The 14,418-nt window shown below is 67.1% G+C and carries 14 protein-coding genes and 1 tRNA gene; 11 read left to right on the plus strand and 4 right to left on the minus strand.

Features of this window, described 5'->3' with window-relative positions:
- Positions 1-260 precede the first annotated feature (260 nt).
- Together AC06G6_RS07355 and AC06G6_RS07360 are read right to left on the minus strand one after the other, a co-directional pair.
- A complete protein-coding gene (locus AC06G6_RS07355) occupies positions 261-455 on the minus strand; it encodes a hypothetical protein (protein WP_479827734.1) in 195 nt (64 codons plus the stop codon).
- Positions 456-544: 89 nt separating this feature from the next.
- Positions 545-775 carry a hypothetical protein gene (locus AC06G6_RS07360; RefSeq protein ID WP_479827736.1) on the minus strand — a complete coding sequence of 77 codons (231 nt, stop codon included), beginning with the start codon at positions 773-775 and terminating at the stop codon, positions 545-547.
- Between the two features lie 279 nt (positions 776-1,054).
- On the opposite strand from AC06G6_RS07360, the gene AC06G6_RS07365 reads away from it, so the two are divergent.
- A complete protein-coding gene (locus AC06G6_RS07365) occupies positions 1,055-1,654 on the plus strand; it encodes a recombinase family protein (RefSeq protein ID WP_479827738.1) in 600 nt (199 codons plus the stop codon).
- Between the two features lie 114 nt (positions 1,655-1,768).
- Here AC06G6_RS07365 and AC06G6_RS07370 read toward each other — a convergent pair whose 3' ends face one another.
- Complete coding sequence (locus AC06G6_RS07370) at positions 1,769-2,482, minus strand: response regulator (protein ID WP_479827741.1); 714 nt, start codon at positions 2,480-2,482, stop codon at positions 1,769-1,771.
- Positions 2,479-4,203: a sensor histidine kinase gene (locus AC06G6_RS07375; RefSeq protein ID WP_479827743.1), complete on the minus strand. Its 1,725-nt coding sequence runs from the start codon at positions 4,201-4,203 to the stop codon at positions 2,479-2,481. Before AC06G6_RS07375 ends, AC06G6_RS07370 begins: the two co-directional genes overlap by 4 nt.
- A 138-nt stretch (positions 4,204-4,341) precedes the next feature.
- Here AC06G6_RS07375 and AC06G6_RS07380 point away from each other — a divergent pair, with 138 nt between their 5' ends.
- The 10 genes from AC06G6_RS07380 to AC06G6_RS07425 all read left to right on the plus strand — a co-directional run bounded on the left by AC06G6_RS07380 (position 4,342) and on the right by AC06G6_RS07425 (position 14,323).
- The gene (locus tag AC06G6_RS07380; protein WP_479827745.1) at positions 4,342-5,694 is read left to right on the plus strand and encodes a cation:dicarboxylate symporter family transporter; all 1,353 of its coding nucleotides are present in this window, start codon (positions 4,342-4,344) and stop codon (positions 5,692-5,694) included.
- 313 nt (positions 5,695-6,007) lie between these two features.
- The gene (locus tag AC06G6_RS07385; RefSeq protein ID WP_479827747.1) at positions 6,008-6,907 is read left to right on the plus strand and encodes a ParA family protein; all 900 of its coding nucleotides are present in this window, start codon (positions 6,008-6,010) and stop codon (positions 6,905-6,907) included.
- 8 nt (positions 6,908-6,915) lie between these two features.
- Positions 6,916-7,764, plus strand: a complete 849-nt coding sequence (locus AC06G6_RS07390) for a segregation and condensation protein A (protein WP_479827749.1) — start codon at positions 6,916-6,918, stop codon at positions 7,762-7,764.
- 176 nt (positions 7,765-7,940) lie between these two features.
- Positions 7,941-8,510, plus strand: a complete 570-nt coding sequence (gene scpB, locus AC06G6_RS07395) for an SMC-Scp complex subunit ScpB (protein WP_479828574.1) — start codon at positions 7,941-7,943, stop codon at positions 8,508-8,510.
- 111 nt (positions 8,511-8,621) lie between these two features.
- A complete protein-coding gene (locus AC06G6_RS07400; RefSeq protein WP_479827751.1) occupies positions 8,622-9,935 on the plus strand; it encodes a pseudouridine synthase in 1,314 nt (437 codons plus the stop codon).
- Positions 9,936-9,937: 2 nt separating this feature from the next.
- Positions 9,938-11,047 (plus strand): prephenate dehydrogenase, encoded by a 1,110-nt coding sequence (locus AC06G6_RS07405; RefSeq protein ID WP_479827753.1) that lies wholly within the window; start codon positions 9,938-9,940, stop codon positions 11,045-11,047.
- Positions 11,047-11,775 carry a (d)CMP kinase gene (gene cmk, locus AC06G6_RS07410; protein ID WP_479827755.1) on the plus strand — a complete coding sequence of 243 codons (729 nt, stop codon included), beginning with the start codon at positions 11,047-11,049 and terminating at the stop codon, positions 11,773-11,775. The genes AC06G6_RS07405 and cmk overlap by 1 nt, the downstream gene beginning before the upstream one ends.
- A gap of 79 nt (positions 11,776-11,854) precedes the next feature.
- Positions 11,855-12,535: a lysophospholipid acyltransferase family protein gene (locus tag AC06G6_RS07415; RefSeq protein WP_479828575.1), complete on the plus strand. Its 681-nt coding sequence runs from the start codon at positions 11,855-11,857 to the stop codon at positions 12,533-12,535.
- On the plus strand, positions 12,532-14,082 hold the full coding sequence (gene der / locus AC06G6_RS07420) for a ribosome biogenesis GTPase Der (protein ID WP_479827757.1): 1,551 nt from the start codon (positions 12,532-12,534) through the stop codon (positions 14,080-14,082). Before AC06G6_RS07415 ends, der begins: the two co-directional genes overlap by 4 nt.
- A gap of 164 nt (positions 14,083-14,246) precedes the next feature.
- Positions 14,247-14,323, plus strand: a tRNA-Pro gene (locus AC06G6_RS07425).
- The last annotated feature ends 95 nt before the right edge of the window (positions 14,324-14,418 follow it).

Consider the following 14,418-nt stretch of genomic DNA (forward strand, 5'->3'; position numbering starts at 1 on the left):
CGCCTTACTCTGACGTTTCATTGTGTTCCCCCAAACGTGCTCGTAATGAGCGTGCGCAGGGGACGCTGAAATGCCTCCCCCATCGGCAGCGTCAGCCTATGGGATTGATGCCGCTGGGGATAGAGGTAAAGGAGAGTATCCTTGGGGCCTGTGAGACGAAAGAACCCGGGAGTGGTCAGGCAGCCCCGGGTCTTCGTTCCTGCTAGTTCTTCTTTGGTGGTTTCTTGCCGCGCGGCGGACCCGGCCCGCCCCGGCCGCGTTCACCGGGCCAGGTCCAGCAGCCAGTCCCGCAGCTTCCAGGTGCTCAGGCAGTCGTACTGGCTGTAGTCCTTGATGGCGGCGAAGATGTCCTTGGCGACCCGTTCGCCCGAGCCAGCTACTGGCAGGGGGGGGGAGGAAACCGGCGGCCGCGTAGTGCTCCGATTGGATGACCAGAGCTTGTACTTGGCCTTCACGGCTGTCAGGCGCGGTCATGGTGATCGAGTTCGTTTGAGTAACCCTGACCGGGTGGCCCCAGAAGTCATCAGGCAGAACGAGGCAACAGTCATCTACCTCCGAAGACGAAATAGAACAGAGCAAAGGCCGCACCTATCGTGACGATGGCTATTCCGTAGTTTCGGACAGAGCGCTTTCGTCTTCTCTGATACTCGACGGCGTTATTGTCCGGTAAGAAGAGGTTGACCTTCCTAGCTCCTCTGGCGAGAGGCCCGGCCGTCAGGATCATGACGAGCCCTAGAACGGTGACAAGAGAAACGAAAAGCACCGCCGGTTCCATGCACATAACCCTTTTCGTTGGCGTCTTGTCCCTTTTGCTAAGGCTTCTGAGCGCGAGCCTACCGCCCACCTCTCTCGCGGACCAACGGCTGTGAATGACGTTCCGTATGCTGCAAGGGGGTGCCCTGGACAGGCCGCTTCAAACGTCCCGTTAGCCGGTCCTCCACCGGTCGCACACACCGCTGAACTGCATCATTACGAGCTAGGTTCCATCACCGTCCCGTAAGGCCCGTCCGATGAATTGACCGGCAAGGGAGTCTTATATGACACACTATTTTTTATGTCTCAAATACTGGTCGGCTACGCGCGCGTGTCCACCGAGGCGCAAGACCTCACAGCGCAGCGTGATGCCCTGGCTGCCCTTGGCGTTGAGTCTGACCGAATTTATGTCGACCACGGCTTCACTGGCACAAACAAGAACCGTGCCGGACTTCGCGAAGCCCTGGCCGCGTGCCGGGCGGGGGATACCTTCGTCGTCACGAAACTTGACCGCCTGGCCCGTTCCGTCCGGGATGCCCACGAAATTGCAGATGACCTCGCTAAGCGCGAAATCAAACTCAGCATTGGTGGATCCGTCCATGACCCCGTTGACCCGATGGGCAAACTGCTGTTCAACGTGCTGGCGATGATCTCCGAGTTCGAAGCCGACCTCATCCGCATGCGCACCCGTGAAGGAATGAAGGTTGCCAAGGCCAAGGGCCGGCTACGAGGGAAACAACCGAAACTCACCGTCAAACAGGAAAACCACCTCCTCGAACTACACGCCGCGGGGGGATACAGCAAGGCAGAGTTGGCCGAGCTGTTTGGCGTCGGTCGCTCCACGGTCTACCGGGCAATTGAACGCGGGCAACGCAGGACGGCCGAACCAATACGCCCCTGAGAATCATTGTTCATAGGAGTACTGAGCGAGAGGTGCGAAGCGTGCAGGGGAGTGCTGAAAATGACAGGCAGTTAATGTGGCGGTATCCGTCGACACTGAGGAAAGTGCGTCCGCTTAGTTTTGCCTCCAGCGGTACTCGTTCTCCGGCCGGCCGGGCGCGCCGTAGCGCGCGGCCCGGGTGACCGTGCCGGCGTCGGCAAGGTATTCCAGGTAGCGCCGGGCTGTCACCCTGGACATCCCCAGGGCGTCCATCACCTCGCTGGCTGACACGGCGCCGGACTGCAGCTTCACGAAGTCCTGCACCGATTCCAATGTGGACGCGGACAGCCCCTTGGGCAGCGGCAGCTCCGAGGGCGCCCGTAGGCTCGCGAAGGCCTGGTCCACGTCGCTCTGCGACGCACCGGGGCCGGCCTGCCCGGCGGCGGGGGAGGCCAGCTGCTCCCGGAAGAGCCTGTAGCTGGTGAGCTTGTCCGCGAACGTCGCGAACGTGAAGGGCTTGATCAGGTACTGCACCACGCCGGTGGCCACCGCGCTGCGGACGATGTTCAGTTCCCGGACGGCGGTGATGGCGATGATGTCCGCGAACAGCCCGGCGGCACGCATCCGCCGGGCGATGTCGAGGCCATGCAGGTCCGGCAGGTTCATATCCAGCAGGACCAGGTCCACCGGAGTCCCCGCCGCCGCGAAATCCGTCATCAGCCGGAGCGCCGACTGCCCGTCCGGGGCCGTGCCCGCCAGCGTGAAACCCCCCAGCCGGCCGATATAGGCGGCGTGGGCGGCCGCCGCGATGGGCTCGTCTTCGACGACGAGAACTCGAATGTCGCTCATTGCTGTCCCTTGCTGGTCAGTGGTGCCGGCGTTGAGACCGGTGGTGAGGCAGCCGTCGACGGCGGCGCTAATGCCACCGGCGACGTTGGCAGCGTGACACGGAACAGCGCCCCGGCCGGGCTGGTGATGGTCATGGTACCGCCGAGCCGCTGCACCGCCTGGCGGACCAGGGCCAGGCCGAGGCCCCGCCCGAACGGCCCCGGGGCCTTGGTGCTGAAGCCGTGCCGGAAGATGTCCTCGACGGCCTGCGGATCGATCCCCGGCCCGCTGTCCTCCACCGTGATCTCCAGTGCCCCGGCGGAATTTTCCACCGTGAGCTCGACGAGCTTCGGGGCCGGGGCCTCGGCCGCGGCGTCGATGGCGTTGTCCAGCAGGTTGCCCAGGATCGCCACGAGGTCCTGCACGGCCAGCCCGGACACGCCGGCAGGGCCGCTCCCGGTCCCCGCGGTGTTCAGGGTCAGCTCGACGCCGCGTTCGTGGGCCTCCGCGGCCTTGCCCATGATGAGGGCGCCGAGCACGGGTTCCTCCAGGGAGCTCACCACATCATCGGTCAGCCGCTGGCTCAGCTCGAGGTCCTGGGTGGCGAAGTCCAGGGCCTCCGCGCCGCGCCCCAGTTCCATCAGCGAGACGATCGTGTGGAGCCGGTTGGCGTGCTCGTGGGTCTGGGCGCGCAGTGCATCAGAGAGGGTGCGCATGGTTTCCAGCTCGCTGCCCAGCGACTCGATTTCGGTGCGGTCGCGGATCGTGGCCACGGTCCCGTACACGGCCGCGCTGCCGCGCCCGCCGGCAGAACCGGGCCCGACGGCCGGTCCTTGGTTCACCACGAGGATCCGCGAGCCGGTCAGGTGGATCTCGTCCAGGGCGGTCCGGCCCGATTCGAACAGCTCCCTGAGGCTGGGGGCCAGCGGGAGCTCCGCGAGCGACGGCGCGTCCTGCCGCCCGCCGCTGGCCGGGGCGCCGGCGGCGTCCGAGGCGCGGGGAGTGAGCCCCAGCAGTTCGGCGGCCTGGTCGTTGTACATCACCACCTTGCCCTTGGGGTCGATCAGGATGACACCTTCGCGGACCGAGTGCAGAACCGACTCGTAGTAGGCGAAGAGCTGGGCGAGCTGCTCCGGTCCCCAGCCGCGGGTGACCTGGCGCAGGTACCGCCCCAGTAGCCAGGACGCCACCGCTCCGCCGGCCAGGAGGGCCAGCCCGATGGCCAACAGCGCCGGCAGCCTGCCGGAGACGGCGACGTCCACGGTGTTCACGGTTACGCCGGCCGCAACCAGCGCCCGCACCGTGCCGTCCGCGTCCTTGACCGGTGCGATGGTGCGCACCGAGGGGCCGAGGGTGCCGGCCGTAATCTCGGTGAACACCTGCCCGTCCAGGGCGGCGTCGATCGAGCCGATATAGGGCTTCCCGAGTTCCTCCTCCCGGGGATGGGTCCACCGGGTGCGGTCCGGCGCCATGATCGTGATGAAATCCGCGTCCGCGTCCGCTGTCACCTTCAGGGCATACGGCTGCAGCAGTGCGGTGGGATCGGCGGCGTCGGCCGCCTCCAGCACCAGGGGGCTGTCCGCCACCGCGGTCGCGACGGCGGCCATCCGCCGGCCGGCCTCGTCGTAGGCGTGGTCGCGCGCATCAACGAACGTCGCGGTCCCGACGATTGCGGTGAGGGTCAGCATAAACAGCAGATGGGCCACAAACAGCCGTCTGGCGATGCTCCAGCGGTGGATCATCCACACCTTCCATGACCAATATGAACGCAACGGTGATGCGCGTCACTCCATCCCCAATGATGGTGGAACACGCAGAACGGACGCGATGGGCCCACAGCCTGTGCCGCACCGACGTCCAGCCTATCCAAGGAGAACACCATGACCTCTCAACGAGGAGAGTCGGCAGTGACGCCGGTCAAGAAGCGCAAGGGTCTCGACAAGTCCCATTATCTCTACATTGCGGTCATCGCGGCCGTCATCCTCGGCGCCCTCGTCGGGCTGCTGTTTCCCGAGTTCGCGAAGTCCCTGAAGCCGCTGGGTGACGGGTTCATCAAACTCATCAAGATGATGATCGGCCCGGTCATCTTCTGCACCATCGTGCTGGGCATCGGTTCGATCGCCAAGGCGGCCACGGTCGGCAAGGTCGGCGGCCTGGCCTTGGGCTACTTCATGGTCATGTCCACCTTCGCGCTGGCCATCGGCCTCGTCGTCGGCAACCTGATCCACCCGGGCGAGGGCCTGAAGCTGGCCCCCTACGACCCGAGCAAGAAGGCCGCCACCGACAGCACGGTCGAGTTCCTGCTGGGCATCATCCCGGGTGACATCCCGGTCCTGCCGACCCTGCTCGCCGCGCTGCTGGTCGGCTTCGCCCTCCAGCAGATGGGCACCCAGGGCGCTCCGATCCTCAAGGCCGTCGGCTACGGCCAGGCCCTCGTCTTCCGCATCCTGGTCATGATCATGTGGCTGGCCCCGGTCGGAGCCTTCGGCGCGATCGCCGCCGTCGTCGGTGCCACCGGCATGCAGGCCATCCTCAGCATGGCCACCCTGATGGGCGCCTTCTACATCACCTGCGCACTGTTCATCGTCGTGATCCTGGGCGGCCTGCTCAAGGTCGTCGCCGGCCTCAACATCTTCCGGCTGATGAAGTACCTCGGCCGCGAATACCTGCTGATCTTCTCCACCTCGTCCTCCGAAGCCGCACTGCCCCGCCTGATCGCGAAGATGGAACACCTCGGTGTGTCCAAGCCCGTCGTCGGCGTCACGGTCCCCACCGGCTACTCCTTCAACCTCGACGGCACCGCCATCTACCTGACCATGGCTTCGCTGTTCGTCGCCAACGCCATGGGCACCCCGCTGGACCTCGGCGCCCAGGTCTCGCTGCTGATCTTCATGATCATCGCCTCCAAGGGCGCTGCCGGTGTCACCGGCGCCGGCCTGGCCACCCTGGCTGCAGGGCTCCAGGCCCACAAGCCGGAACTGCTCGGCGGCGTCGGCATGATCGTCGGCATCGACCGGTTCATGTCCGAGGCCCGCGCCCTGACCAACTTCACCGGCAACGCTGTTGCCACCGTCCTGATCGGCACCTGGGTCAAGGAGATCGACGGCGCCCAGGTCGAGCGGGTCCTCTCCGGAAGCGAACCCTTCGACGAGCAGACCATGATCGCCGGACACGGCGCACCCGAGGAAGCAACGGCACCGGCACCGGCACAGCCCGTCCTGGCCAACGCCTGAGCTGTTCCAGCACCTTCACGAACCACCCATGACCGCCCGGACGCCCGCCAGCGTCCGGGCGGTTTTTCGCGCCGCGGCAGGAACCTTCTACTTCTACCAGAAGGTTGAGGCTCAAAGATTGGCCGCTGTCAAGGTCCGCGGAATACCGTGTCGGGCGCTGTAACCTTGGGAGGAAATAAGATCGGCGCTGGAAGTCCAGCACAGAAGAATCAAGCCTGCAGAAGTGTCACGCAGGCAGCAGTACTAAGCACGACATCAAGCACGACAATCACCAGGCACGACCATCACCGTCATCGAAAGTGTGGATAGATACGTGAGCAGCGAACAGGGTTCAGCAACTCTGGAAGGCACCGAACTCGATCTGGAAGACGCCGTCATGGGCCCCACCGGGCGCCCTCAGCGCGAGTTTCCGGAGCCGACCCGGCTGTCCTCCCACGGTCCCGCGCGGGTCATCGCCATGGTCAACCAGAAGGGCGGAGTGGGGAAGACCACCTCCACCATCAACCTTGCGGCCGCGCTGGCGGAATTCGGCCGCCGGGTGCTTGTGGTGGACTTCGACCCGCAGGGTGCCCTCTCCGCGGGCCTGGGCATCAACCCGCACGAACTGGACCTCACGGTCTACAACGTCCTGATGGACCGCAAGGTCGACATCCGCGACGCCATCCACAAAACCGGCGTGGAAAACCTGGACCTGCTCCCGGCCAACATCGACCTCTCCGCCGCGGAGGTCCAGCTCGTCAACGAGGTCGCCCGCGAACAGGTGCTGGACCGGGCCCTGAAGAAGGTCGAGGATGACTACGACGTCGTCCTGATCGACTGCCAGCCCTCCCTGGGCCTGCTCACGGTCAACGCCCTGACGGCCTCCCACGGCGTCATTATCCCGCTGATCTGCGAGTTCTTCGCGCTGCGCGCCGTCGCGCTGCTGGTGGAGACCATCGACAAGGTCCAGGACCGGCTGAATCCGCGGCTCCAGGTCGACGGCGTCCTCGCCACCATGTATGACGCCCGCACCCTGCACAGCCGCGAGGTGATCTCCCGCCTGGTGGAGGCCTTCGGCGACAAGGTCTTCGAAACCGTCATCAAGCGGTCCATCAAGTTCGCGGACGCCACTGTCGCGGCCGAGCCCATCACCAGCTACGCCGGCAACCACATCGGCGCCGACGCCTACCGCAACCTGGCCAAAGAACTGATCTCGCGCGGCGGCGCGCCCTAGTCAGGGCCGTGGCAGCGACAGGCACCCCGACGGCGGAGCTTTCGCCGGCCGGGAAGAAACCCGGCTTCGAGGTCCGCCTGGCCAACTTCACCGGCCCCTTCGACCTCCTCCTGGGCCTGATCTCCAAGCACCAGCTGGACATCACGGAGGTGGCGCTGTCCACCGTCACCGATGAGTTCATCAAGTACATCAAGCGTTTGCAGAACCTGGGCGAGGAATGGGCCCTTGACGAGGCCAGCGAATTCCTCGTCATCGCCGCCACCCTGCTCGACCTCAAGGCGGCCCGGCTGCTGCCCGCCGGCGAAGTCGAGGACGAGGACGACATTGCCCTGCTGGAAGCCCGCGACCTGTTGTTCGCACGGCTCCTGCAGTACAAGGCGTTCAAGCAGGTCGCGGGCATGATGGGTTCCACCCTCGAGCTCGAGGCCCGCCGCTACCCGCGCCAGGTCGCGCTCGAAGGACACTTCGCGGCGCTGCTTCCTGAGCTGCTCTGGAAGCACACGCCGCAGCAGTTCGCCGCCCTGGCCGGGAAGGCCCTCGCGGCCAAGGACGTCCCGCCCACCGAGATCGGCCTCGCCCACCTCCACGGCACCCCCGTCAGCGTCAAGGAGCAGGCCGAACTGATGGGCCTCCGGCTGCAGCGCGGCGCCCCGCTCACCTTCCGGGCGCTGATCGCTGACGCCGAATCCACCCTCGTGGTGGTGGCACGCTTCCTGGCGCTGCTGGAGCTGTTCCGGGACAAGGCGGTGGCCTTCGAGCAGCTGCAGCCGCTGGGGGACCTGACGGTCCGCTGGACCGCCGACGGCGGGTCCTGGAGCAGCGACACACTCAGCGACGAATATGAGGAGCAGCCGTGAACAACACCCGCTCGGGACAAGCACCCGGAGAGGCAGCCGGAGCGGCAGCCGGACAAACAGCCGCCGACCGGGCACCACACGAGGCCGGTCCCGACGTCGACGGTCCCGGCTGTGACGGCCTGCCCGACGTCGGCAGCCTGCCCGGCGGCGCCCGCGCCGCCCTTGAAGCAGTCCTGATGGTGATCGACGAGCCGGCGACGGCGGCCGGGCTCGCCGCCGGGCTCAACCTGACCGTCGACGTCGTCGAGGAACTGCTCGCGGAACTGCAGCGGGAGTATAACGGCTATACTGTTAATGCCCCGGATGTGCACGACGCCAGTTTCAACGGCTTCGGCGCCACCCCCCGGGGCTTTGAATTGCGGAATATCGCCGGAGGCTGGCGGATCTATTCCCGCGCTGAGTTCGCCGATATTGTCGGTGGATTCGTGCTGGAGGGACAGACAGCCAGGCTGACGCAGGCGGCGCTCGAAACGCTCGCCGTCATCGCTTACCGCCAGCCCGTATCAAGGGCGCGGGTGTCTGCAATTCGAGGAGTTAATGTTGACTCTGTCGTGCGGACGCTGACGCAGCGGGGGCTGATCGAGGACTCGGGAACAGATCCTGAATCCGGGGCCATCCTCTACCGCACGACGTCGTATTTCCTGGAGCGGATGGGAATCGGCTCGGTGGCGGAATTGCCGCAACTTTCACCCCATCTTCCGGGGCTGGAAGGCATCGAAGAGTTCTACGACGCAGCAAGAATGTAGGCAGGAACAACTGCCTGCGCACGAGTATCCACCGGGGCAGAAGCTTTTTGCCCCAGCAGGCGGGTGTTGTCGGGAGACAGCGGCCGTCGGCCAACAAACGAAGGACGGGTCATGACACAGGCGGGACGCCAGGGTTCACCACGTAACGGTTCGGGACGCAACAGTGCCGGACAAAACTCAGCGCAGGGCTCAGGCCGAGGCGCACAAGGCGGCTCAGGCCGCGGCGCACAGGGCGGCTCGGGCCGCACCGGCGGAGCCGAATACAAGGGCGGCTCAGGCCGCGGCGCGCAGGGCGGCGGGAGCCGCACCGGGGGAGCAGGCTTCAAGGGCGGCGGAGACCGCCCCTTCAAGCACCCCAAGCCCCGCGAAGAGGCGTTCATTGATCCGGACCTGCAGGGTCCCGACGGCACGCCGGCGGCAGCCTCGTCTACAAAAAGGCCCGCTTCCGGCGACTGGAAGTCCAAAGCACCCTCCGGCAAGGAGGCAGCCCGCAAGGCCGCCGCCCGCAAGCCCGGATTCGGCAAGGCCCCCGGCACGCCCGGCGCCCTCAAGCCCAAGCCGCGCACCGGCGCCCCCAAGGCCGCAGGCCCCCGCGCCTTCGGCAGCGAACGCTTCGGCCAGAACCTCGGGCCCGTGCGCAAGCCGGCCCGCAAGCGCGGCCCCCGCGCCGAGGTGCCCCAGTCCGACGCGCACGACCAGGACGGCATCCGCCTCCAGAAGGTCATGGCCTCCGCCGGCGTCGCCTCACGGCGTGTCTGCGAGGAAATGATCGCCGAGGGCCGTGTTGAGGTCGACGGCCAGGTCGTCACCGAGCTCGGCGTCCGCGTCGACCCGACGAACGCCGTGATCCACGTGGACGGTCTGCGCATCCAGCTCGACGAGAACATGGTCTACATGGTGTTCAACAAGCCCAAGGGCGTTGTCTCCACCATGGAAGACCCGGACGGCCGTCCCTGCATCAGCGACTTCGTCCGCAACAGCCACGGCGAACGCCTGTTCCACGTCGGACGCCTCGACGTGTCCACCGAGGGGCTGCTGCTGCTGACCAACGACGGCGAACTCGCCAACCGCCTGACGCACCCGTCCTACGAAGTCCCCAAGACCTACCTCGTGCAGGTCCGCGGGCCGTTCCCGCAGGGCATCGGCGCCGAGCTCAAGGCCGGCGTGGAACTCGAGGACGGCATTGCATCGGTTGACTCCTTCAAGCTCGTGGACTCCACCCCGGGCCACGTGCTGATCGAGGTCGTGCTGCACTCGGGCAAGAACCGGATCGTCCGTCGTCTCTTCGACGCCGTCGGTTTCCCGGTGCTGCGCCTGGTCCGCGTCAAGGTCGGCCCCATCGGCCTGGGCGACCAGCGCCAGGGCAGCATCCGCAACCTCGGCAAGCAGGAAGTCGGCCACCTGCTGGCATCCGTAGGGCTGTAGGCATGTCCGCCTTTCGCACCCACGGCCGCGGCCACCTCAACGGTCCGGTGGTGGTCGTGGGGACCGGGCTCCTGGGCACCAGCATTGGGCTGGGCCTGCGGGGCCGCGGAGTGGCAGTCTTCCTCTCCGACCCTTCGCCCACCAACCAGGCCGTCGCCGTCGACATCGGCGCAGGCCTGCCTTTGGCGCGCCTTGACGGCGAGCAGCCGGAACTCGTTGTGGTCGCCGCACCACCCGACGTCACGGCGGACGTCGTGGAACGCGCCCTCACGGACTACCCGGCGGCCACGGTCGTCGACATCGCCAGCGTGAAGGCCGGCATCCAGGCGGAGCTCCGCGCCCGGGGCGCCGACCTCGGCCGCTACGTGGGCACCCATCCGATGGCCGGCCGAGAAAAGTCGGGCCCCGTCGCAGCTCGCGGCGAGCTCTTCACCTCAATGCCGTGGGTCCTGTGCCCGGCGGACGAGACCCAGCCCCGGGCCGTGCAGGCAGCGCGCGCGCTGGCTGTGGACCTGGGCGCCGTGGTGTCCGAATTCGGCGCCGAGGAACACGACGAGGCCGTGGCGCTCGTCTCGCACGTGCCGCAGGTCGTGTCCTCGCTTGTGGCCAGCCGGCTGCAGGGCACCCCCCTGCACGCGCTGTCCCTCGCCGGGAACGGCCTGCGGGACGTCACCCGGATCGCGGCTAGTGATCCGACCCTCTGGGTGCAGATCCTCGGCGCGAACGCGGACAAGGTCGTGGAGATCCTGCACGGCCTCCGCGAGGACCTCAACCGGCTCATCGGGACGCTTGAGAACCCGACCGCGCCCGGCGCCCGGCTCGACCTGGCCCAGCTGATCAGCGAAGGAAATGCCGGCCAGGCCCGCATCCCGGGCAAGCACGGCGGACCCCCGCAGGCCTACTCCTGGCTGACGGTCCTGGTGGATGACACACCCGGACAGATCGCCAGGCTGCTGACCGAGATCGGCGAGATCGGCGTCAACCTCGAGGACCTCCGGCTGGACCACTCCTCGGGCCAGAACGTGGGCATGGTGGAAATCTCCGTGCTGCCGAACAAGCACGAACTGTTAATCGAAGCCCTCAATGACCGTGGATGGCGGGTACTCCAGTAATGACCCAGGAACTTATCGAAACCGTGGACGTCCTCCGCCCCGGAAAGAGCCTTGTCGTCGCCATCGACGGGCCGTCCGGATCGGGCAAGTCCAGCGTCAGCAAAGAGGTGGCACGCCGGCTCAAACTGGCCTACCTCGACACCGGCGCCATGTACCGTGCCCTGACCTGGTTCTGCCTGGACAGCGGCACGGACCTGGACGACGGCGCCGCCGTCGAGGCCGCCTCCAAGAGCTTCCCGCTGGAAATCAGCACCAGCCCGCTGGAGGAATACGTGCTGGTGGGCGGCACCGACGTCACCCTCGCGATCCGCGAGCCGTCGATCTCCGCCGCCGTCAGCGCCGTCGCCACCACCCTCGGCGCCCGCACTGAACTGATCCGCCGGCAGCGCGAGCTGATCGAAAAGCACCACCGCCGCATGGTGGTCGAGGGACGGGACATCACCACCGTCGTCGCGCCCCACGCCGAGGTGCGGATGCTCCTCACCGCGAGCGAAGAGGCGCGCCTGCGCCGCCGGGGCATCCAGCTCGGCGGCAGCCAGAACGCCGAACAGCTCGCAGCGCAGGTCACCCAGCGCGACGCGAAGGACTCGACCGTGGTGAACTTCACCCGGGCCGCCGACGGTGTGGTGACGCTGGACTCCTCGGAGCTGGACTTCGCCGAGACCGTCGACGCCGCACTCAGCATCGTGCACAGCGTCGTCAACCATCAGGCCCTCCACCGTGACTGACGCCGGGCAGCAGTCGGCTGTTCCGTCCACGGCCCGGGCCGCGCTGCCGGCCCGCTGGACCACCATCTGGAGCCGGCCCGTGGGCTGGACCCTGAACCACGTCCTCTACCGCACCTCGGTCACCGGGCGGTCCAACGTGCCGGCGACCGGTCCGGTGATCTTCGCCGGCAACCACATCAGTTTCCTGGACGGACCGGTGATGTTCGGGGCGTCACCGCGCGCCATGCACATCCTGGTCAAGCAGGAAATGTTCACCGGCTTCCTCGGCCGTGTGCTGCGGGCCTCCGGGCAGCTGGCGGTGGACCGCTCGGGCGACCGGGCGGCCCTCCTCGCGGCCAAGGGTGTGCTCGACGCCGGACGGTGCGTCGGCATCCTTCCCGAAGGCACGCGGGGGAGCGGTGAGGCCTCCGCGATCAACAAGGGGGTGGCCTGGCTCGCGCTGAACTCCGGCGCGACCGTGGTGCCCGTGGCCATCCTCGGGACCCGGACCGGCGGCGAACACCTCGACACCGTGCCGCGGCTGCGCCGCAGGCTGCACGTCAGCTTCGGCGGAGCCCTCAATGTCAGCCGCAGGCCCGGCGAGACCGGGCGTGTTTCAATGGACAGGGCCGGAACCGAGATCCGCGCCGCGCTGGCCCGCCACGTCCAGGACTCGATCCTAAGAACCGGGCAGCCCTTGCCCGACGCGGATTCCCCGCAAGAACGTCATGAAGCAGTAGCCGGGACGCCGGCAGATCACCCCATAAGGAAAGTGCAATGAGCGATACGACTCAAACCTCCGGCCAATTTGGCGCCGGCGAAGACGAATACACGCCCACCGGCACGGACCAGGTGGCCGAGCACCTCGCCGCCCTGGACGATGAGGAAGCCGAGGTCCGCGCGGCCTCCCTCCGGGCCGGCCTGGACGACTACGAACTGGACGAAGACGACGCCGCCCTCCTGAGCGGCGAGTTCGACGATGAGGATTTCGACGGCCCGGTCAAGCTTGATCCGGTCCTGGCCATCATCGGCCGGCCCAACGTGGGCAAGTCCACCCTGGTGAACCGCATCCTGGGCCGCCGCGAAGCCGTGGTGGAAGACACCCCCGGCGTCACACGCGACCGGGTGATGTACTCGGCCACCTGGAACGGCCGGAACTTCACGGTCGTCGACACCGGCGGCTGGGAGCACGACGCCCGCGGCATCCACGCCCGCGTTGCCGAACAGGCCGAGATGGCCGTGGAACTCGCCGACGCCGTGCTGTTCGTCGTCGACTCCGCCGTGGGCGCGACCGCTACGGACGAAGCCGTCGTGAAGATGCTCCGGAAGTCCAAGAAGCCGGTCATCATGGTGGCCAACAAGGTGGACGACTTCGCGCAGGAGGCCGACTCGGCCACGCTCTGGGGCCTCGGCTTCGGCGAGCCCTACCCGGTCTCGGCACTGCACGGCCGCGGCGTCGCCGACCTGCTGGACCACGTCATGGACACTCTTCCCGAGTTCTCCACGATCGAAGGCCTGGAACGCTCCGGCGGTCCGCGCCGCATCGCCCTGATCGGGCGTCCGAACGTGGGCAAGTCCTCGCTGCTGAACAAGCTGGCCGGTTCCGAGCGCGTTGTCGTGGACAACACCGCCGGCACCACGCGTGACCCGGTCGATGAGTTCATCGAACTCGGCGGGCGCACCTGGCGCTTCGTGGACACCGCCGGTATCCGCCGCCGCCAGCACATGGCGCAGGGCGCGGACTTCTACGCCTCACTGCGCACGCAGAGCGCGCTCGAAAAGGCGGAGGTCGCCGTCGTGCTCCTCGCGGTGGATGAAGTGCTCAGCGAGCAGGATGTCCGCATCCTGCAGCTGGCCATCGAATCCGGCCGGGCCCTGGTGCTCGCCTTCAACAAGTGGGACCTGCTGGACGACGAACGCCGCATCTACCTGGAGCGTGAAATCGAGCAGGACCTGGCCCACGTGGCCTGGGCGCCGCGCGTCAACATCTCGGCGCTGACCGGGTGGCACAAGGACCGGCTCGTCCCGGCCCTGGACACGGCCCTGGAAAGCTGGGACAAGCGCATTCCCACCGGGCGGCTCAACGCCTTCCTCGGCGAGCTCGTCGCGGCACACCCGCACCCGGTCCGCGGCGGCAAGCAGCCCCGCATCCTCTTCGGCACCCAGGCCTCCAGCCGTCCGCCGAAGTTCGTGCTCTTCACCACGGGCTTCCTGGACCCGGGCTACCGCCGCTTCATCACCCGCCGGCTCCGGGAAACCTTCGGATTCGAGGGCACGCCGATCGAGGTCAACATGCGTGTGCGGGAAAAGCGCGGCAAGAAGCGTTAATTCCGGACCGCCCGCCGAGGGAAAAGTTCCGTGGCATGCTGAAAGTGTCACGGGCACCCTCCGGAATCGTGTAAGCTTTTGGAGGTGGTTCGGCCGGACTGCTCAGATGAAATTCTTTTGGAAAACACGAGAATGACATCGGGAGCGGAGAACGGCGGAACCAGCGGGCTGTAGCGCAGCTTGGTAGCGCACTTGACTGGGGGTCAAGGGGTCGCAGGTTCAAATCCTGTCAGCCCGACCATAGAAACACCAGGTCAGAGGCCGCTTCCGGAGAAATCCGGAAGCGGCCTTTGCTGTTTAACGAGCGCGCCGCGAGCTCGTCCCGCCCGAGCGCGA

It is taken from the genome of Arthrobacter sp. CJL-S3, assembly GCF_056711635.1.